Annotated in this window: 16 protein-coding genes and 1 riboswitch; of the genes, 11 read left to right on the top strand and 5 right to left on the bottom strand. The window is 71.4% G+C overall.

Annotated elements, in window-relative coordinates:
* The first annotated feature begins 26 nt into the window (after positions 1-26).
* Complete coding sequence (locus AB0C30_RS54940) at positions 27-992, top strand: zinc-binding dehydrogenase (RefSeq protein ID WP_357960063.1); 966 nt, start codon at positions 27-29, stop codon at positions 990-992.
* On the opposite strand, the gene AB0C30_RS54945 is transcribed toward AB0C30_RS54940, so the two are convergent.
* The 3 genes from AB0C30_RS54945 to AB0C30_RS54955 all read right to left on the bottom strand — a co-directional run bounded on the left by AB0C30_RS54945 (position 982) and on the right by AB0C30_RS54955 (position 6765).
* Complete coding sequence (locus AB0C30_RS54945; RefSeq protein WP_357960066.1) at positions 982-1893, bottom strand: TIGR03621 family F420-dependent LLM class oxidoreductase; 912 nt, start codon at positions 1891-1893, stop codon at positions 982-984. The genes AB0C30_RS54940 and AB0C30_RS54945 overlap by 11 nt on opposite strands.
* 232 nt (positions 1894-2125) lie before the next feature.
* The gene (locus tag AB0C30_RS54950; RefSeq protein WP_357960069.1) at positions 2126-2251 is read right to left on the bottom strand and encodes a hypothetical protein; all 126 of its coding nucleotides are present in this window, start codon (positions 2249-2251) and stop codon (positions 2126-2128) included.
* Between the two features lie 101 nt (positions 2252-2352).
* Positions 2353-6765: a cation-translocating P-type ATPase gene (locus tag AB0C30_RS54955; RefSeq protein ID WP_357960072.1), complete on the bottom strand. Its 4413-nt coding sequence runs from the start codon at positions 6763-6765 to the stop codon at positions 2353-2355.
* Between the two features lie 117 nt (positions 6766-6882).
* Between AB0C30_RS54955 and AB0C30_RS54960 the strand changes: the two genes are divergently transcribed.
* From AB0C30_RS54960 to AB0C30_RS55005, 10 genes are all read left to right on the top strand, one after another.
* Positions 6883-7611 (top strand): hypothetical protein, encoded by a 729-nt coding sequence (locus AB0C30_RS54960; RefSeq protein ID WP_357960075.1) that lies wholly within the window; start codon positions 6883-6885, stop codon positions 7609-7611.
* A gap of 402 nt (positions 7612-8013) precedes the next feature.
* Entirely contained in the window at positions 8014-8775 is a 762-nt protein-coding gene (locus tag AB0C30_RS54965; RefSeq protein ID WP_357960077.1) for a phytanoyl-CoA dioxygenase family protein, read from the top strand.
* 105 nt (positions 8776-8880) lie between these two features.
* A complete protein-coding gene (locus AB0C30_RS54970; protein ID WP_357960080.1) occupies positions 8881-9837 on the top strand; it encodes a phosphotriesterase-related protein in 957 nt (318 codons plus the stop codon).
* Positions 9834-11132 carry a cytochrome P450 gene (locus AB0C30_RS54975; RefSeq protein ID WP_357960084.1) on the top strand — a complete coding sequence of 433 codons (1299 nt, stop codon included), beginning with the start codon at positions 9834-9836 and terminating at the stop codon, positions 11130-11132. Before AB0C30_RS54970 ends, AB0C30_RS54975 begins: the two co-directional genes overlap by 4 nt.
* On the top strand, positions 11129-11944 hold the full coding sequence (locus AB0C30_RS54980; protein ID WP_357960087.1) for an SDR family oxidoreductase: 816 nt from the start codon (positions 11129-11131) through the stop codon (positions 11942-11944). Before AB0C30_RS54975 ends, AB0C30_RS54980 begins: the two co-directional genes overlap by 4 nt.
* A 170-nt stretch (positions 11945-12114) precedes the next feature.
* Positions 12115-12978: a Gfo/Idh/MocA family oxidoreductase gene (locus tag AB0C30_RS54985; RefSeq protein WP_357960090.1), complete on the top strand. Its 864-nt coding sequence runs from the start codon at positions 12115-12117 to the stop codon at positions 12976-12978.
* 7 nt (positions 12979-12985) lie between these two features.
* A riboswitch (cobalamin riboswitch) is annotated at positions 12986-13106 on the top strand.
* 72 nt (positions 13107-13178) lie between these two features.
* Complete coding sequence (locus AB0C30_RS54990; protein WP_357960093.1) at positions 13179-14138, top strand: ABC transporter substrate-binding protein; 960 nt, start codon at positions 13179-13181, stop codon at positions 14136-14138.
* Positions 14139-14149: 11 nt separating this feature from the next.
* Complete coding sequence (locus AB0C30_RS54995) at positions 14150-15148, top strand: iron ABC transporter permease (RefSeq protein WP_357960142.1); 999 nt, start codon at positions 14150-14152, stop codon at positions 15146-15148.
* Positions 15145-15948 carry an ABC transporter ATP-binding protein gene (locus tag AB0C30_RS55000; protein ID WP_357960096.1) on the top strand — a complete coding sequence of 268 codons (804 nt, stop codon included), beginning with the start codon at positions 15145-15147 and terminating at the stop codon, positions 15946-15948. Before AB0C30_RS54995 ends, AB0C30_RS55000 begins: the two co-directional genes overlap by 4 nt.
* Before the next feature lie 90 nt (positions 15949-16038).
* Positions 16039-16689, top strand: a complete 651-nt coding sequence (locus tag AB0C30_RS55005; RefSeq protein ID WP_357960099.1) for an adenosylcobinamide amidohydrolase — start codon at positions 16039-16041, stop codon at positions 16687-16689.
* Between the two features lie 141 nt (positions 16690-16830).
* Here AB0C30_RS55005 and AB0C30_RS55010 read toward each other — a convergent pair whose 3' ends face one another.
* Both AB0C30_RS55010 and AB0C30_RS55015 read right to left on the bottom strand, forming a co-directional pair.
* Positions 16831-18534 carry a hydantoinase B/oxoprolinase family protein gene (locus tag AB0C30_RS55010; RefSeq protein WP_357960102.1) on the bottom strand — a complete coding sequence of 568 codons (1704 nt, stop codon included), beginning with the start codon at positions 18532-18534 and terminating at the stop codon, positions 16831-16833.
* Positions 18527-20530, bottom strand: a complete 2004-nt coding sequence (locus AB0C30_RS55015) for a hydantoinase/oxoprolinase family protein (protein WP_357960105.1) — start codon at positions 20528-20530, stop codon at positions 18527-18529. The genes AB0C30_RS55010 and AB0C30_RS55015 overlap by 8 nt, the downstream gene beginning before the upstream one ends.
* Positions 20531-20584 lie beyond the last annotated feature (54 nt).

Consider the following 20584-nt stretch of genomic DNA (forward strand, 5'->3'; position numbering starts at 1 on the left):
GTGGTTCAGGTAGCAGGCTGGGCGGCATGCACGCGATAAAGCTCTATTCCTACGGCCCTGCCGAGAACCTCCGCTATGAGTCCGTCCCCGATCCCTTGCCGGGCCCCGGCGAGATCCGCATCGCCGTACACGCTGTCGGTGTGCACTTCATCGAGACCCTGTTCAGGCGGGGCATCCCGATCGGCCCGCACCCCGCGCCCGACCTGCCCACGACGTTCGGCCACGAGGTGGCCGGGGTGGTGGAGTCGGTCGGTGCGGGCGTCGGCCCCGGCCTGCTGGGCAGTCGTGTGGTGACCTCCGAGGTGACGTCGGGCGGCTACGCGTCGCTCGCCGTCGCGCCCGCCGCCGGTCTGACGGTGCTTCCTGACGGGCTGGAGTACGGCGCTGCGGTCGCCATGCTCTCAACCGGCGCCACCACGCTGGGACTGCTGGAGGTCGCGCCCGTGACGGCCTCGGACGTGGTGCTGGTCATGGCCGCCGCCGGGGGGATCGGCACGCTGCTCGTCCAGTACGCCCACCGGGTGGGCGCGACGGTCGTCGGAGCGGCGGGCGGCCCCGCGAAGGCGGCCCGAGTTCGCTCGCTGGGCGCCGACCTGGCGGTCGACTACAGCACGCCCGGCTGGACGGATGTCGTGCGGGAGTCGGTCGGCGACGTCACGATCGTCTTCGACGGGGTCGGTGGCGCACTCGGCAGGACCGCCTTCGAACTCCTCGAGGGTGGGCGGCAGGTTGTGTTCGGGCAGGCGTCGGGGGAGTGGTTCCATCCTGAGAAGGACGAGTTGACGGCCCGCGGCGTGACCTCGTACGACGCTCTCGCCTACCTCCTCGGCCGCCAGGGCGGCATGGACGACCTGCAGGAGCGGGCGCTGGAGGCGGCGGCGAACGGCGAGCTCACGCCGGCCGTCCAGTCCTTCCCGCTGGAGCAGGCCGCGGCCGCCCATGCGGCGCTGGAGAGCAGGAACACCATGGGTAAGGTGATCCTCACCCCGTAGCGAGTTCCTCGACGATCGGGGTGAAGGCGTCGAGGTCGCGCTCGTGGTGCACCACGAAATACGAAATATCATGCTCGTCCCGCCAGTAGCGGAGCTTGTCGACGATGTCGTGGTGGGTGCCGAGGAGTACCTGCGGTGTCTCGTCCAGCTGTGAGGTGTCGGCGGCGCTCCAGGTCTCCTCCGGCTTGCGTACGCCCACCTGCACCACGCTCGTGCCCAGCTCCAGCCGGTCGTAGCGGTCGCCGGCGGCCGCGCGTACCGTCCGCAGCTTGTCCATGAACGCCTGCCGCCCGCCGTCGTTCCCGTCGGGTCCGGTGCCGTCGGCGCGTACCCGCATCCCCAGGTTCACCACGTCGGCCTCCCGGGCGGCCAGCCGCAGCATCCGCGGCCCGCCGCCGCCCAGGAGCAGCCGCGGGTGCGGCCGCCGCACGGGCTTGGGCTGCTGGTCGAGCGCCCGGATCTGGTAGTGCGCCCCGTCGAAGGTGTACGGCCCGTCGCCCCACAGCCCCTTGAGCACCGCCACGGCCTCGGCCAGCCGGTCCACGCGCACCCCGGGCGGCTCGAACGGCAGGCCGGCCCGCTGGTAGTCCTCGGCCATCCAGCCGGTCCCGAGTCCCACGTCGAGCCGCCCGTCGGACAGCACGTCGAGGGTCGCCGTCTCCTTGGCCAGCACGGCCGGATGCCGGAAGTCGTTCGCGAACACAAGGGTCCCCACCCGAAGCCGCGTCGTCACGCTCGCGGCGGCGGCCAGCGCCGCAACGGGGGCGAATCGCGGACCGACCAGGTGGTCGGGCACGAGCAGCACGTCGAACCCGGCACTCTCCAGCCGCCTGGCCTTGTCCGCCCACGCCTTGCCCGACTCCGCCTGCCGCACCACCGCCCCGAACCTGAACCGCCGCACGTGCCTCTCCTTGCTTGAGCAAGCGCTTGTGTAGCTACGCTTGCCAGCCTAGAGGCGATCACGCGGCGAAACCATGGAGATGGTCAACTATGCGCACGTAACGGCGCCCGGCCACGTGCGGGTTCAGCGGCCGTTTTCCTGGAGGCCCCCAGTCATGTGCGGCGGGTGGCGGGTGGGGCGGCTGTGCCGTACGGGAAACAAAGGCCCTGACCGGAAGACGCGCGCGGCGAGATCAGGCCAGGCGGAGCGCGGTGCGGCCCGCGAGGGACGTGACCAGCGCCTGGACGATCCGCGCGATCAGCATTTCCAGGAGCATCATGCCCGCCTTCGCGAGCACAGAGGCCAGAAATTCAGACACTGAGTACCTCACATCAGTAAACCTACCGTTATGAGGATAATCAGCCACAAAAGTTGCGATAAGGCCACAATTCAGGTGTCTATATGGTGAACCGCTGATGACTACCCCGTGCTCGCCCGCTCCATCAGCCCCGCCACCAGCGCCGCCGCCCCGGCGCAGCCCAGCCCGATGGCCCAGCCGAACGGGCCGACCGGACGGCAGCCGAAGACCTGGCTGAGCCCCGGGACGGAGATGATCACCATGAGGGCCGCCAGCGACGACACCGACGCGAGGAACACCAGCCGATCCCCATCCCCCACCGACAGCGTCTGCAGCAGCTGCGCCCCCACCAGGCCGATGAGCCCGACGGTGGACGCGCGGCGCGGTGTGCCCGTCATCCGGCCGAGCAGCCACGCCGCGGTCGCCGCCGCCGCGGTGGTGACCGCGCGTACGTAGATGTCCCGGGTCAGGGCGGCGCCGAGCGAGACCTCCGGCCCCTCGGCGAGCAGCTTCTCCGGGGTCTCGGCGTTCGGCGGGCGAACGGCCACGGCCATGGCGGGCAGCATGTCGGTCAGCAGGTTGACCAGGAGCAACTGGCGGGCGTTCAGCGCGCTGCGCCTGGACAGCAGGCTAGAGCCGACCGTGAAGGCGATCTCTCCGACGTTCCCGCCGAGCAGGATGCCGAGCGCGTCGCGGACGGAGCCCCACATCGCCCGGCCCTCGGAGATCGCGTCGATGATCGTCTCGATGCGATCGTCGATCACCACGATGTCGGCGGCGGCCCTGGCGGCCGGGACGGCACGTGGTCCGAGGGCGATGCCGATGTCGGCGAGCCGGATCGCGGGGACGTCGTTGGCGCCGTCACCGGTCACGGCCACCACCTTGCCGGCGCGCCGCAGGCAGGAGACGATGCGGGCCTTGTGCTCGGGCGTGGTACGCGCGAACACCGCCACCTCGGGCAGCACCTCGGCCAGGGCGTCGTCGTCCAGCCGCTCCAGCTCGGGTCCCGTCATCACCCGCTGACCGTTCAGAACGTGGATCTCGGCGGCGATGGCCTCGGCCGTGCTCGGATGGTCACCAGTGATCATGATGACCCGCACGCCGGCGCCCATCAGCCCCTCGACGCTCCGCTTCGCCGTGGGCCGTACGGGATCGGCCAGGCAGAGGAAGCCCAGGAAGCACAAGCGCTGGATGCGGGCCTCGTCGAGATCGGCGCGGCTGGACGCCTCACGCTCGGCGACGGCGAGCACGCGGAAGCCCTGCAACGCCTGCCTTTCCACCTCCTTCTCCAGCTCACGCCTGGTCCTCGGGCCCATGGGCACCTGCTCGCCACCGCGGATCAGGTGGGTGCAGCGGTCGAGGACGACCTCGGGGGCTCCCTTGACGCTCAGCAGGTGACCCGACTCGGACAGGCCGAGCACCGCGTGGTAGCCGCGGGCGGGCTCGAACGGCAGCTCGTCGACCCGGTGCCACTCCCGAAGGCCGTCCTTGGGCGCCACGTGGAGCTTGGCGGCACCGTCCACGACGGCGCGGTCCGTCGGATGGGGGATGGCCCGCCCGCCCTCGAAGCGGGGGCCCGCCCGGAGCGCCGCGCCGACGATCACCTTCAGCTCCGGCGTCAACGTCTCGACCGGCCGGGCGTGGCTTCCGTCCGAGACCTGGCGCAGGCTGATGTGGCCTTCGGTCAGCGTCCCGGTCTTGTCGAAGCAGAGCACGTCGACCCGGCCCAGGGCCTCGATCGTCGACGGGTTGCGGACCAGCGTGTTGCGCTGGGAGAGCCGTTTGCTGGAGGCGAGCTCGGCCACGGTCGCGATGAAGGGCAGCCCTTCGGGGACCGCGGCGACGGCCAGGCTGACCGCGGGGGCGAGAGCCGCGGAAAGGGGCGAGCCGCGCAGCAGGTTGGTCACCATCAGGACCAGGCCCGACCCGATCGCGGCGGGCAGGATGCGGCGGCTCAGCCTGCGCAGCCGCAGCTCCACACCGCTCACCGGCGGCCTCTCGGTGGCCAGCCCGGCGGTCCGGCCCGCCTCGGTCTCCTCCCCGGTCGCCACGACCACGGCCAGTCCGTGACCGGCCGCCACCGTAGTGCCCTCGTACACCATGGATCGGCGATCCGCGACGGCGGCGGCCACGGTGGGCGCCGCGGTCTTGGACACGAGCTGCGATTCGCCCGTCAGCGTGGACTCGTCGATCTCCAGGTTGACCGCCTGGATCAGCCTGCCGTCGGCCGGTACGGCGTCACCGGCGCGCAGCTCGATCACGTCCCCCTTCACCAGGTCGTCGGCGACGCCGGAGACGCCGCCGCCGGGCCTGCGCAGGCGGACCCGGACGGCGGTGACCTCGGTGAGCCGGTGCACCTCCCGGTCGGCGCCGCGCCGCTGCGCCCCGCCGATGACGGCGTCGACCACCATCACGCCGCCGATCAGTACGGCGTCCAGGACCGAACCGACCGATGCCGACAGCCCCGCGCCCGCCGCCAGGACCGGGGTCAACGGGTTGGCGAGCTCCTCCAGAGACGCCATGACCAGGGAGGTGGGCCCGGCGGAATCCGGCCGCGCCGGTTTCGTCCTGCGGCGCTCGGCCTCCCTCTCGTTCAGCCCGTGCGGCGACGTACGCAGCAGGTCGAGGACGTCGGCCACCGCCATCGCGTGCCACGGCGTGCGATCGGCGGGCACCGGCGGCGCCGTCCGCCTGACGTTCCGTCCCACCCACTCCCCGGTGACCAAGGCGGCCACCGAGGCGCAGTCGCGTACCAGGTTCGCCCGCGCCACCGCCGTCGGGGCCGGGCCGAGCACGGCCAGGCCCGCGCCGACGACCCCCGCCGCGGCGGCCACCCGCACGCTGCGCCTGCTGGCCTTCTTCGCGTACGGGACGCAGCGCAGCAGCAGGTGGATCCCGTCGAGGTCGCTGATCACGTCGGCGTCCCACGGCACGCGCCGCGCCCCCCTGAGCACGCCGATGCCCAGGTCCGCCTGGCGCAGGCCGCGCCTCGACGTACGGGACACCAGGGCCACGACGTGTCCTTCGGACTGCAGCGACCGAAGTGCGGCGACCAGCCGGGAGCCGCCGTCGACGACCCGGTCCACACCGAGTCGCGGGCCGAGGTACGCCTCCCCACCGGCCAGGACCACGTCACCGGCGCATTTCGCGGCGGCGACCACGGCTTCGGCCAGCGGGTGGAGCTCCGGCGCCACCCCGACCAGCGCGACCGGGACTCCCTGCCGAGAGACGCTGATCGGCCGGATCCCCTGGCGGCGCCACTTCCGCACCTCCGCGGGCTCGCGCGTCGCCGAGTACGGCCCCGCCGACCAGCCGTCCCGCTCGCGCCGGGCCGCCGGATCGGTGAGGTCGAGCAGCGTGTAGATCTGCGCGTGCAGCTCGTCCAGGCTTTTGTCCACGCCGTGGTCTGTGCCTAGGTTCGCGCCGATGTCCGAGCGGTGGTCCGCGCCGATGTCCGTGCGGTGGTCTGTGCCGAGGTTCGCGCGGTGGTCCGTGCCAAGGTTTTCGCCGAGCGGGACGATGCCGTCGATCGTCCACCCGCCCGTGGTCAGCGCGGCGGCGTCGAGGAGGACCGTGCCGACGCGATCCAGGCGGCCCAGCGCGCGGCGGTGGAGCACCATTCCACCGCGGTTGGCCAGGGCGCGCGCGAGAACGCTGGTGAAGGCGTCCCTGCCGAAGTGCGCGGCCTTCGGGATCCCCGTGATGAGCACGGAGAGCCCCCGCTCGTGGCCGCCGCCCACCACGGTCGTGACCGCCTGCGTCACCACCGTGGCGGTGCTCGCGGCGTTGGCGTACAGCTCGACGGGCCCGTGCGGCAGCGGAACAGGCCGAGGCCGCTCCGCGACCTTGATGTGCCGGTACGCCCCGTCGGCGTCGGCGAACTCCTCCTCGCGCAGCTCCCAGGCCCGCCGCCCGGCGCACGAGTCGACGAAGCGGATGGCCGCCGCGACGGAGTCGACGAGCATCGACACGGGCCGTACCGCCAACGTCTGGGAGACCAGGCGAGTGGACGCGACCACCGCCTCCGCGGTGGGAACGCTCATGTACCGCTCCAGCTCGCGCCGGATCCGCGGGGTGTGCTCGGCCAGCGACAGGACGGCGGGCACGGCCGCCGGCAGACTCGGCAGGCGGGCGACCCGGCCGGCCAGCGCGAGCCCGGTGCCCAGGACGTGCAGGCCGAGGCTCATCGCGGCGCGGGCCTGCTGCTGCACCCCGTCGAGCGCCACCGGGCCACCGGCGCCGTCCAGGTCGAGTTCGTCGACGATGGCCGTGAGCTTGTCCAGATCGGCCGTGGCCGCGTCGCAGCCTACGAACACGCAGCCGAGCGCGCCGTTCACCTCGGCCCGGTCCACCCCGGCCGCGCGCAGCCGGTCTTCGAGGACGCGGGCGGCCGACTCCGTGCCGGGGCCGCCGACGTGCCGCAGTTCGATGCGTACGCCACCCGCGCACTTCTGTATCCGGCGAGGGCGGGGGAGCAGGCTCCGTACCGGCTCGGGGAGCACGCTCAGGACCGTGTCAGCGGAGAACGGCCACATGTCGTCCCCTCAGCGGAACCGTCCGGGCGGCGCGCAGGCTGCTCGGCGGAACTGTCCAGGCGCGCGGGCCGCTCAGAACACGCTGAACCGTCCGGGCGCGCAGGCTACTCAGAACACGTGGCAACCCGGTCTCACCGGCCCGACCGCGCACGCCCGGTGGTGCTCGCCCGAGCACCTCGTGACGTGGTGGAGGAGGCCGTTCTGCGCTGGGAGGAGGCTCTCTTCGAGGAGCCGGTGGTCGCGGCGGCGCTCGTCGAGGAGGTGCTGCGCCTGCCGGAAGCGGTACGCCGACCCGAGGTGGCGGTCCCGCCCGAGGCGGTGCTCTTTGGTGTGGCGGTGCTCCTGGACGTGGTGGTGCTCTTGGATGCGGCGGAGCTCCGGGAGGCGGTGGTGCTCTTCGGTGTGGCGGTGGTCCTGGAGGTGGCGGTGCTCTTCGGCGTGGTGGCGCTCCTGGAGGTGGTGGTCCTGGAGGTGGTGGTCCTGGACGTGGTGGTCCTCTTCGGTGCGGCTGAGCTCCTGGACGTGGTGGCGCTCTTCTGTTCGGTGTCGCTCTTCGGTGTGGCGGTCGCGGCGGTCGCGGTGCGGCTGCGCGCGGCGGAGGTCGTGGCACGGCCGCGGGTCGTGGCGGACGTGGTGCGGCTGCGGGTTCCGGAGGTCGTGGCGCGACGACGGGCGGTGGAGGTCGTGGCGCGGGCGGTGGCGGGCGGGGACGCCTGCGTACCGCGGGCGGGTGTCCCGCTCTCCCCTTGCTGGCCGCGCCGCGCGATCAGCGCACCGGCGCCGATGGCGGCGGCCACCGGCCAGTCGAGCACGCCGAACGCAGCGAGAGCGCCGAGCGCGCCGTAGTACGCGAGGCGCTCGGGCGGCGGAAGGAACGTCCGCGCCACGTCCACGGCGTGACCGAGCTCCCGCCGGGAAAGGCGCGGCAGCCCAAGACGTGGCAAACCCAGATGCGGCATCTCGACGTGCGGCATCCGCAGATCCGGGGGATGGACCTGGACGCTCATCATCGGCAGATCAATCGTTAGTTCTTTGGACGAACGCGCTCGAGACTGGGCAACGGCCATGATTCCTCCCCCATATCGCGGACGTCGAACGCCTCCCCCGCGCGCGACGAACAAGAGTTCCCTGCCCACTTTTATGGCCGTGTATCCGTTTTATGCTTCCCCTTCCGTATTTGAGGGCTCTAGTTGACCGAAGGGGCAAGGGCACTTACCAAGCGCTTGCTCAGGTGCAAGACTGTGGGGCATGGAGATCCCCGTGCGCGCCGCGTCGGACGACGAGGCGGGCTTCTTTCATGAGCACGGATGGGTGCGGCTGCCCGCCCTCGTGCCCCCCGACGCCGTGGCCGAGCTGAGGCAGCGGGCGACCGGCTATCTGGCGGCCCGCGCGAAGGAGCGGCGGACACTGGTGGACCAGGCGTTCGGGCAGTCGCGCGACATCGCCGAGAGCGACGAGGCGTTCCGGACGCTGGCCCTGAGCCCGGCCATGGGCGTGAACGCGACCCGGCTGCTGCACGGTGTGGAGGCCGTGCGCGTGCAGGTCACGAACCTGCTCGTCAAGGAGCCCGGGGAGCACGCGGCGACCGAGTTCCACCAGGACTTCCCGTGGATGCCGATGGACCGCTCGGCGATGCTGACGGTCTGGCTGGCGCTGGTGGACGTACCGGCGGACATGGGGTCGCTGCGCTTCTTCAGCGGTTCGCACCGGTACGGACTGCTCGGGCGGAGCTTCACCCGGACGGGGGACGATCAGCTCAGCCAGCACCCGTGGCTCAAGCAACTGGAGCTGTCGCCGCCCCTTGACCTCGCGGCGGGCGACGCGACCGTGCATCACGCGCTGACCGTGCACGGAGCACCCGCCAACCACCGTGACCAGCCGCGCCTGTCGTTCACTGTCACGTACTTCGACGCGAACGCCCTCTACACGGGCACGCCGTACCAGCAGACGGACGGGCTCGACCTAGAGGTGAACCGGCCGTTCGACCATCCGAGGTTCCCGTGCGTGTGAGCGCCCCAGTCGTACAGATGAGACCAGTCGTACAGATGAGACCAGTCGTACAGATGAGACCAGACGTACAGATGAGACCAGACGTACAGATGAGAGACGACGCCTATGCCTGAGACGGTGAGAGGGCCGGTGGGCGGGCTCGGCGCCACGCTCATGCATGAGCACGTGTTCGGGCTCAGCCCGGAGATTCTCTGGAACTGGCCGGACATCCCGGAAGGGTGGGACCTCGAGCGGCGGGCGAGGGAGGCGGCGGCCAAACTGGACGACCTCCGGGCCGAGGGCATCGACACGATCGTGGACCTGACCGTCATCGGGCTCGGCAGGTATATCCCCGCCGTCCAGCGGGTGGCCGAGCTGACCAGCGTGAACATCGTCGCCGCCACCGGCCTCTACACCTACGACGCCCTCCCCCCGTACTTCGGCAACCGGGGTCCCGGCTCGCTGTTCGGCGGGCCTGATCGGCTCGCGGAGTTCTTCGTACGGGACATCGTTCAGGGCATCGGCCGGACCGGGGTCAAGGCGGGCATGCTCAAATGCGCCACTGACCATCTCGGCATGACCAAGGGGACCGAACGGGTGTTCCGGGAGGTCGCCGAGGCGCACCTGGAGACGGGCGTGCCCATCACCACCCACTCGCACAGTGCCTCCAGGGGCGGCCTGGAGCAGCAGCGGCTGCTCGGCGAGCTCGGCGTCGACCTCACCAGGGTCGTCATCGGTCACGCGGGCGACTCGACCGACGTCGCCTACCTGGAGGAACTGGCCGCGAACGGCTCCTACCTCGGCATGGACCGCTTCGGCATCGAGACGCTCTCGCCGTTCGAGGACCGGGTGTCGATCGTGGCGACGATGTGCGCGCGCGGCCACGCCGACCAAATGGTGCTAAGTCACGACTCGTACTGCTTCAACGATCGCTTTGACGCCGAGGTCGTACGGCAGCGCCACCCGAACTACCACCTCCTGCACATCTCCCGCGACGTCCTGCCCGAGCTGCGCAAGAGAGGCGTCACCGAGGACCAGATCCACCAGATGCTCGTCGACAATCCCCGGAGGATCTTCGCATGATCGAGGGCACGACCGACGGGACGCTCAAGGACGCGACCGATGGCACGGCCGGCGGGACGGCCGGCGGCACGAGCTACGGCGCGACCCACGGCACGATCGGGGACGCGATCGAGGACTTCGACGTCGGCTCGGATTGGCACGTCGCCTCGCCGTACGAGTTCCTCGGCAGGCTGCGCCGGGAGCGGCCGGTGTTCCGCAGCGAGCACCTCGGCGCCTATGTGCTGACCCGGCACGCCGACGTGCGCGCGGCGTACGGCGATCCGAGGCGGTTCTCCTCGGAGGGCTCGCTGACCATCTCCCGCAGCCTCACCCGTGAGACGCGCGACAGGCTGGGCGAGCACGGGTCGTTCCTGTCCAGCTTCGTGGCGAACGTCGATCCGCCCGACCACACCAGACTGCGGCGTTCGGTGTCGAAGGCGTTCACGCCACGGGCGGTCTCGGCCATGGAGCAGCACTTCCGGCGGCTCAACGAGGACCTGCTCGACCGCGTGGCGTCCAGGGGCGAGGCCGACTTCGTGTCCGAGATCGGGCACGAGCCGTCGATCAAGCTGACCGCCCGGTTCATCGGGGTGCCCGAGTCGGACGAGGGGTTCGTACAGGCGCATGTGAAGGACTGGTTCCAGCTCTTCCTGTCGCCGCAGCCGCCCGACCGCCAGCTCGAACTGGCCGACAGTTTCCTGACCTATCTGGATTACGTGGATCGGCTGGTCGCGGCCCGCGCCAAGGAGCCGCGCGACGACTTCACCTCGCTCATGACCTCGCTGATCGGCTCCGAGCTCAGTCACCGCGAGGTGGTGGAGCTGATCTCCACGATCCTGCTCGGCGGCAACGACACCGTGCCGAACCAGCTCGCCAACAGCGTCCTGCGGCTACTGCGCGAGGACGCCTGGCCAGTCGCGCCGCCGCTGATCCAGAACGCGGTGGAGGAGTGCATGCGCATCGACGGCGCCTCCCTCGGGTCGTTCCGGTACGCCACCACGGATATTTCGCTACACGACGTGATAATTCCGGAAAAGTCGTTGGTACTCCTCTCCACCGACTCCGCCGCCCACGACGAGACCGTCTTCCCCGACCCGGACCGGTTCGTCATCGACCGGCCCAACGCCGACGCCCACATGGTGTTCGGCTACGGCATCCACTTCTGCGTGGGCGCCGCGCTCGGCCGACTGCAGCTTCGGACGGCGCTCGACGTGCTCGGCCGCCGCCTACCCTCGCTGAGGCTCGCCGACGAGCCCATCGTCTACCGCAAGTCCCTCGTGGGCCGGGGGCTGACGGCTCTGCGGGTGACGTGGTGAGTGCCGCGCCGGGTCGGTTCGATGGGCGGGTTGCCCTGGTGACGGGCGCGGGGTCGGGCATCGGCGCGGCGTGCGCGTCGCGCCTGGCCGCCGAGGGTGCCTGCGTGGGCGTCCTGGACGTGCACGCGGCGGGGGCCAAGTCGGTCGCCACCGCCATCCGCGCCAGGGGCGGCACGGCCACGGCGCTCGTCTGTGACGTGTCGGACGAGAAGCAGGTGGCCGAGGCGATCGGTGACCTGCTCGCCTCGTTCGGCCGCCTGGATATCGTCCACTCCAACGCGGCCGCGCTCGACCCCGGCACCTACGGCCGCGACCGCGACCTCGAGGACCTCGACGTCGCCGTATGGGACCGCACGATGGCGGTGAACCTGCGCGGCTGCCTGCTCATGGTCAAGCACGCGGCCCCCGTGATGGCCGACGGCGGCGCGTTCGTCGTCACCTCGTCGGTCTCGGGCCTGCTGGGCGACGTCGCGCACGTCGCGTACGGCACCTCGAAGGCGGCGCTGACCGGTTTCGTGCGCTATGTGGCCACCAAGTACGGCTCGCGCGGCATCCGCTGCAACGCCATCGCGCCCGCACTGGTCCTGACCGACGCGGCCGCGCAGGCCCTCGGCCGGGAGCGGCTGGCCGACAAGGCGGCCGAACGGCTGCTGCCCTGGGCCTGCACCCCGGACGACGTGGCCGACCTCGTCGCCTTCCTCGCCTCGGCTGAGTCCCGGTGCATCACGGGACAGACCATCGTCATCGACTCCGGCACGGTGGCCCACCGCCCTGAACACGCCCTGCGCCAATGGCGCGACGCGGCGGGGTGACCACCGGAATTCCCCGGAGCGGTCCGTCACACGACTGTCTCGATCCCTGTGACGGTTTGTCGTGGCAGGAGTCCCTCGGAGCGGACACCCCTGCGGGGGAGCGGAAGCCCGGATACCCGGAGAACATTCCTAGGAACCGCATTAGGGTTGTGGCGGATCAAGGGGGATGAATGGAGCCGGTGTCGGTCGGGTTGGTCGGGGCGGGGCCGTGGGCGGAGCGCGCGCATGCGCCCATGCTGGTCAACAGCCCGCATCTCCGGTTCGCCGGCGTGTGGGCTCGGCGTCCGGAGGCTGCCGCTCGGCTGGGGGCGCCGGTGTTCGAGCGGGTCGAGGAGTTGTTCGAGGCGTGCGAGGCCGTGGCGTTCTGCGTGCCGCCGGGCGTACAGGCCGAATTGGGGGTGCGCGCGGCGAAGGCCGGGAAGGCGTTGTTGCTGGAGAAGCCGCTCGCCGACTCGCTGGAGAACGCGCGGCGGCTCGCCGATGCCGTGCGTGAGGCCGGTGTGGCCTCCCAGATGGTGCTCAGCATGCGTTATATGAAGCAGGTCAGGGAGTTCCTGGCGCGCTGCGCGGAAATCGAGGCGTTCGGCGGTCACGCCGCGAACATCTCCGATGTCCTGCTGGGCGGCCACCTCTTCGGCACCCCGTGGCGGCTCGAGCGCGGGGCGCTCCTGGACGTCGGGCCGCACGTGGTCGACCTGCTCGACGCCGCGCTCGGCCGGGTGACCGGCGTGCGCGCGCACGGCAACCCGCTCGGCTGGACCGGACTGCTGCTCGATCACGAGGGCGGCGCGGCCAGCGAGGCGTCGCTGTGCATGGCCGCCGCCGGTGACCTGCCGCCGGCCAGCGTCGCGGTGTACGGCAGGACGGGCAGCGCGACGCTGCTGCCCAGTGATGACGACGATCCGTTCGAGACCATCGCCGAGGAGTTCGCGCGGACCGTACGCCAGGGCGGCGGCCACCCGCTGGACGCGGCCCACGGGCTCAGGTTGCAAGAGATCATCGCCGAGGCGGAAGCCCAATTGGGCACCCCTTGACTTAACGCGCATCTGGCGCATTGATAGCGTCTGTCCGACGCGCAGAGTTGCAGCGAAGTCCGGTGCGAGTCCGGCGCTGTCCCGCAACTGTCATAGCCAGGTCGCCTGCCTCCGCGCTGACGTCATCAACCCTCGTGGAAAAGGGTGATCCGTCGCTCTCAAGCGGGTCTCTCGGTTCCGACAGTGTGAAAGGACTTCTCGTGAGGCCCGTACGCACGGCCTTCGCGGGCGCGCTGCTGGGAACGCTCGTTCTGGCCGGATGTGGTCAGACCAGCACTACCACCACCCCGTCACCCGCGAGCCCCACCGGCACGACCGGCTCGACCAGCTCCGCCGCCTTCCCCGTGACGGTCGAGGCGGGCAACGGCAAGGTCAGCATCGCCAAAAAGCCGGAGCGGATCGTCTCGCTCTCCGCCAGCCATACCGAGACGCTCTTCGCCATCGGCGCGGGCCCCCAGGTCATCGCGGTGGACGACCAGTCCAACTACCCGGCCGGTGTCCCCAAGACCGACCTGTCCGGCTTCAAGCCGAACGTCGAGGCCATCGTCGCCCAGAAGCCCGACCTGGTGATCGTCTCCAACGACATCGACGGCATCGTCGCCAAGCTGGGCAAGGTGAACGTGCCGGTCCTCCTGGAGCCCGCCGCCACCAAGCTCGACGAGGCGTACGACGAGATCACCGACCTCGGCGCCGCCACCGGCAACACCGAAAAGGCCGGACAAGTCGTGACTGGCATGAAGACGTCCCTCGACAAGCTCTCGGCGAACGCCCCCAAGGACAAGAAGCTCACCTACTACCACGAACTCGACCAGACCCCCTACGCGGCGACGTCCAGCACGTTCATCGGGCAGATCTACGCCATGTTCGGCCTCACCAACATCGCCGACAAGGCGCCGGACCCGGCGGGCGGCTACCCCAAGCTGTCGGCGGAGTTCGTCGCCCAGGCAGACCCGGACCTGATCTTCCTGGCGGACGTGAAGTGCTGCCAGCAGAGCAAGGACACGCTGGCCAAGCGCCCCGGCTGGAAGGGACTGTCGGCCGTCAAGGGTGACCAGGTGATCCAGCTCGACGACGACATCGCCTCGCGCTGGGGCCCGCGGGTCGTCGACCTGGCACAGACCATCAGCGACGCCGTCGGCAAGGCGGCCACCCGCCAGTGAGGTCCAGACCGATGTGGACGGCGGGCGCGCTGGCCGTGCTCGCCGTCTCCATGGTCGCCGGGCTGCTCGGCGGGGCCGCCGACATCTCGCCGTGGCAGGTGGTGCTCCAGGCGCTCGACTGGCTGCCGTACGTACACGTGGACTCGGGGCTGGCCCCCGTGGAGCAGGGGCTGCTGTTCGAGCTGCGGCTGCCCAGAGTGCTGGTGGCGGCCGTGGTCGGCGGACTGCTGGCCATCGCGGGGGCCGGCTACCAGGGGGTGTTCCGCAACCCGCTGGCCGACCCCTACCTGCTGGGCGCCGCGGCCGGAGCCGGGCTGACCACCACCGTGGTCATCGTGCTCGTGCCGACCCCGGCCGTCGGCATCCCGGTGGCCGCCTTCGCGGGTGCGGTCGGCGGGGTGTTCCTCGCGTACGTGCTCGGCAACACCGCCGGGCGCTCGGGCGGCACCGCCACGCTGGTGCTCGCCGGGGTGGCCGTCACCTCGTTCCTGACCGCGATCCAGACGTTCATCCAGCAGTTCAAGGTCGAGCAGTTGCAGCGCATCTACTCCTGGATCCTGGGCGACGTGGGCGGCGGGTGGGACCAGTTCTGGCTGGTCCTGCCGTACGCCGCCGTCTCGGCCGTGCTGCTGCTCGCGCACGGGCGGATGCTGGACGTGCTCTCGGTGGGGGACGAGGAGGCCACCAGCCTCGGCGTCCGCGCCGGGCGGGTACGGCTGGCGGTACTGCTCGCCGCCTCCCTGGCCACCGCGGCGGCCGTGGCGGTGAGCGGGCTCATCGGGTTCGTCGGCATCGTCATCCCGCACGTGGTCAGACGGCTGGCGGGCGGCTCCTACCGGATCGTGCTGCCACTGTCGCTGATCGGCGGCGCCGCCTTCCTCGTGCTCGCCGACCTGGTCGCGCGCACCGTCATCGCCCCCGCCGAACTGCCCATCGGGGTGGTCACCATGTTCGTCGGCGCGCCGTTCTTCGTGGCGGTCCTGCGCATGACCCGGCAGACCGCCACATGACCGCCGACACGGCCCGGCCGGCCCGGATGATCGAGACGAGCGGCCTGTCCGTACGGCTCGGTGAGCGCGAGGTGCTCAGCGACGTCGACCTCTCCGTACGGCGCGGCGAATGGCTGGCGATCATCGGCCCGAACGGCGCCGGAAAGTCCACCCTGCTCAAGGCCGTCATGGGCGTCGTCGCCCACCGGGGCGACGTCACCGTCGGCGGCCGGGCCGCGAACACGCTCAGGCCCAGGGACCGGGCCAGGCTGGTCGCCTACGCCCCCCAGACGCCCTCGCTGCCACCCGACATCACTGTGTACGACTACGCCCTGCTCGGCCGCACCCCGTACATCCCCTACCTCGGCAGCGAGAGCCGCCACGACAAGGAGGTCACCAGGTCCGTGCTCGAACGCCTCGACCTCACCGAGTTCGCCGCGCGCCGGCTGGGGGAGCTGTCCGGTGGCGAACGGCAGCGGGTGGTCCTGGCCAGGGCACTGGCCCAGGAGGCGCCCGCGCTCCTGCTCGACGAGCCAACGACCGCGCTCGACCTCGGGCACCAGCAGCAGGTGTTGGAACTGGTCGACCGGCTCAGGCTCGCCGACGAGCTGACCGTGGTGACGACGCTGCACGACCTGACCCTCGCCGGCCAGTACGCCGACCGGCTCCTCCTGCTCGCCGGCGGCCGGGCCATCGCTGCCGGGCGGCCGGGACAGGTGCTCACGGAGGCGCTGGTCGGCACCCACTTCGACGCCCGGGTGGAGATCGCGCCGGGTCCCGGAGGCCGGCCCGTGGTGCACCTGGTCAGGGGTGTCTCGTGAAAGTGGCGTCGGCCTATCGGGTCGAGGATGTCGTCCTGAAGGGGATCTGGTGGCCTACCGGGTCGAGGGCGTTGTCCTGAAGGGGGTTTCGTGGAGCTGACGTATCGGGTCGAGGACGGAGCGCGGCTCGGGTCGCTGCTGTGGGAGTTCGGGCCGGGGTGGCGGATGATCTCGTCGGCGCTGCTGGGCGGGGGGATCGGGGAGCGTACGTGGGTGCTGAACGCGCAGGTCGTGGCGGGCTACTCGCGGATGGACCCGGTCGAGCACCTGCTCGATCTCGGGCCTGATGGCAGCGGGGTGGGGATGATGACCGCCGCCTCGGTGGAGCGTTACGCGCGGTCGGTGGACGGCGGCGCGGAGGTCGTGGCGACGGTCGGGTTACGCGTCCCCACCTGGGCGGCCGCCCCCGAGGGCGCCACCGACCCCGAACTGGCCCCGATGCTCGCCACCCCCGCGCCGCCCGTGGGGACGATCAACCTGATGGCCGTGGTGCCGGTCGCGATGACCGACGCCGCCCTGGTCAACGCCGTGATGACGATGACGGAGGCCAAGTCGCAGGCGCTGATCGAGGCGGGCTTCCCGTGCACCGGTACCGCCTCGGACGCCCTGTGCCTGGCCGTACGCGTTGAGGGGCAGCAGGAGCTCTTCGGCGGCCCGCGCTCGACCTGGGGCGCCCGCCTGGCCCGCGCCGTCCACTCCGCCGTCCACCAGGGCGCTGCCTCCTGGCGCCCCCGGAGCTAGGACGATGGTCCCCCGGGGTGGTTCGTCCCACGACCGCCTCGATCTCCTGTGACGGGCCGTGGAGGTTGGTGTCCTTGTGGAGGGATGCCACCTTCGGTGGGATCCGGGGGCGGGGAAGAGTGGACGTCCGCAGCCGCTGGATCAGCGGGTGAGGCCGTAGTCCTCCTGGGCGCCGCGTTCCGTGACGTGGCCCGCGTCGAGGTCGGCGAGCACCGCTTCGCGGTCCCGCTCGTACGGGGAGCCCATTCCGCCCCCGCCCGTCGTCTCCACCACGAATGCCTCACCCGCGGCGAACCGTACGTTGTTCACCTTCGACGCCAGTCGCTCGACCGTCCCGTCCAGGTGGCGCTTGAAGAAGCCGCCGACCCGTCCCGGCAGCCCGCCGTCGCGGCCCGGCGGGGCCAGACGCAGCCGGTCGCCGCGCGTCGTGACGTGGCAATCCGCCAGGAACCGGTACACGGTCCGCGAGCCCAGCCCGCCGCGATGCCGTCCGGGGCCGCCGGAGTCCGGGATGGTCTCGATCGACTCCACGATCAGCGGGCAGCGGCTCTCCACCGGCTCCGCCTGCGGCACCGAGTTCCGGCCGATGCCGAAGTGCACGCCTGTCGCGTCCGGCCCGTCGAGCCCCCGCCGCGCGCCGACGCCGCCGAAGTCGTACGACAGGTGGATCCAGTACGGTGCCCCGACGGCCGCGATCGAGAACGGCTGGAGGATGCCGCTGGGCGCGATGGCCCGCTCCGGTACGGCATCCGACAGCGCTTGGAAGATGGCCTCCATGGCCGCGTAGATCGGCACGTACCGTCCACCGCACGGGTAGGGAGAGCGGGCGTTGAGCAGCGAGCCCTCCGGCAGCCGTACCTCGATCGCGCGCAGGCAGCCGTCGTTCATGGGAATCGTCGGATCGAGGAAGCAGCGCACCGCGAAGACGGCGGCGGCCAGCGACTGTGACGCGGACGCGTTGATCGCCGCCGGCACCTGCGCCCCGGTCCCGGCGAAGTCCAGCACGGCCCTCATCTCGGGCGCCTGAGGCTCGACGCGCCCGCCATCGGAGGAGTGGCGTTCCAGGGTGATGGCCACCCGGACATCATGCGATTTTTCGAGACTTATTCCGTCGTCGTCGATCGGGTACGACGCCTCGAAGCGGCCCTCCGGGAGGTCGGCCAGCGCGGTCCGCGTCCTGGCCTCCGTGTAGTCGAGGTAATCGTCGATCCCGCTCGCCAGCCCCGCCGCCCCGTACTCCGCCACCAGCGCCCCGACCCGGGCGGCCGCCACGGCGGTGCCCGCCACGAGCGCCCGTACGTCGCCCATGACCTTGTCCGGCGTACGGCTGTTGGCCCGCAGGATGGCCTCCACGGCCGGTTCCAGACCGGCGGAGGTGGCCAGCCGTACGGGAGGCAGCTGGAGCCCTTCGAGGAAGATGTCGGTGGCCAGCGGCGCCATGCCACCGGCGGACAGCCCACCCAGGTCCGATACGTGGATCATGGTCGCGGCGAAGTACGCGGGCCGGTCCTCGACGAAGACGGGCCGGTAGACGAGCAGGTCGTTGGTGTGCACGCCGCCCCGGTAGGCGTCGTTGAGCACGTACACGTCACCGGGCCGCATCGTCTCCAGCGGCACGTCCCGGACGAGCTCTGGCAGGGCGACCTTGAGCGCCATGCTGTTCATGAGCGTGGTGGCCATGGAGTGCGCGATCAGCTGTCCGCGCGCGTCCAGGACGGCGGCGGACGCGTCGGACCCCTCCACGATGAACGTCGAGTACGCCGACCGCACGACGACGATGCTGGCCTCCTCGGCGGCGACCACCAGCGCGTTCCGCAGCACCTCGGCGGTCAGCACGTCACTCATGCGGCTCCCTGCTCAGATGTACGGCCCGCGCCGGGCCCAGCGTGGCGGTCCACCCGGGCGGCACCACGATCGTGGACTCGGCGTCCTCGATGATCCCCGGACCGGGCAGCACCGCCAGCGTGTCGCGGGTGTGCACCGGCACCTCGACATAGTCGCCCAGCTCCGCGAAGTACGCGGACCGCACTCCAACCGGGCCGGAGCGCACTCCAACAGGCTCCGAAAGAGCCCCGGGGACCGGGGCGGCGGGCAGGGTGACGCGGACCCGGTAGCTGACGATCTCCACCTCGCCCCGCTGCGAGATCCCGTAGACCCGCTCGTACCGGTCGAAGAACCGCCCCTCCAGCTCCGTACGCGACGAGCTCCACGGCACGGTCAGATCATGCGACTGCCCCCGGAACCGTACGTCCACCGACCGCGAGACCCGCACCCCCGGATCGGACGGCGACACCCCGAGATCCTCCGCCGCCGCCCCGGCCAGCGAGTCGAACACGTCCGAGGGATCCCCGGCGTCCAGCCGCGACAGCACCCGGTCCGTCGAAAGGTCGCCCACCAGCAGCCCGGCCGCCGACGCGACCCCGCAGTGGGCGGGCACCACTACGGTCCCGATCCCGAACCGCTCCGCCACCCGCGCCGCGTGCATCGGCCCGGCCCCGCCGAAGGCCACCAGCGCGTACCCCCGCGGATCGATCCCCCGCTGCACGGTCACCACGTGCACGGCCGCGGCCATCGAGGCGCTGACGATCTCGTGGACGGCATGCGCCGCCGCCGCTCTGGACACCCCGAGCGGCCCGGCCAGCCGCTCCAGCGCCTTGTCGGCGAGCGGCGCGGACAGCGGGATCGACGCCGATGTCAGGTAGCCGAGCACCAGGTTCGCGTCCGTGACCGTCGGCTCGGAGCCGCCCAGTCCGTAGCAGGCGGGCCCCGGGTCGGAGCCGGCCGAGTGCGGGCCGACGCGCAGCGCGCCGGCGGCGTCGAGCCAGGCGATGCTGCCGCCGCCCGCGCCCACCTCCGCCAGGTCGATGGCCGGGGTCTTGATCGGCACCCCGGTCCCGGCCCGACGCCCGCCGAAGCTGCCCTTGCCGCCGACGTGGAACTCGTGCGTGATCTCCGGCCGCCCGTCACGCACCACACAGGTCTTGGCCGTCGTCCCGCCCATGTCGAAGGAGATGACGTTCGCGAACCCGCTGCCCGCCGCCGCGAGCACCCCGGCCGCCGGGCCGGACTCGATCATGGCGACGGCTCGCCTGGCGGCCAGCTCGGCGGAGATCACGCCGCCGCTCGACTCCATCACGTGGACGGGCGCCTCCACACCCAGCGAGGCCAGCTGGTCGCGCAGCCTGGAGAGGTACGAGGCCATGATCGGTCCGATATAGGCGGACATGATGGTCGTCGTGGCCCGCTCGTACTCGCGGATCTCCGGCCACACCTCGGACGAGACGACCACGTTCTCGACCGATTCGCGAAGGATCGCGGCCACCTGCCGCTCATGGTCGGGATTGGCGTAGGAATGCACCAGGCACACCGCAGCCGACGTGATGCCCCGCCGCGCGATCTCCGCCGCCACCCGCCGTACGGACTCCAGATCGAGGGGCGTCAGTACGGCCCCGCGCGCCGACACCCGCTCCACCACCTCGAAGCAGTCGCCCGCGGCCACCGGCGGGGGCGGCGGGGTGAAGCGCAGGTCGTAGCGGTCCTCCTCGACCCGGGCGTACCGGCCCAGGGGGACGACCGAACGGAAGCCCTGGGTGGTGACGTAGGCCACCCGCACGCCCTTGCGTTCGAGCACGGCGTTGGTGGCCAGCGTGGTGGCGTGGACGACCCGGGTGACCGACGCGGGGTCCACGCCGGCGAGCACGCGTGTAACACCGTCCGTAATTCCGGCGATGGGGTCGTAGGGGGTGCTCAAACACTTGGCTACCGTTACCTCGCCCACATGACCGCGCAGGACCACGTCGGTGAAGGTACCGCCTACGTCGATGCCGATCGCGTAGCCCATTCCGGTACCGTAGACGTCCAAGCAAGCGCTTGTCTATGAGCACGTCTATTGACT

The sequence above is a fragment of the Nonomuraea sp. NPDC048901 genome (assembly GCF_040649695.1).
In the GTDB taxonomy this organism is placed as follows: domain Bacteria; phylum Actinomycetota; class Actinomycetes; order Streptosporangiales; family Streptosporangiaceae; genus Nonomuraea.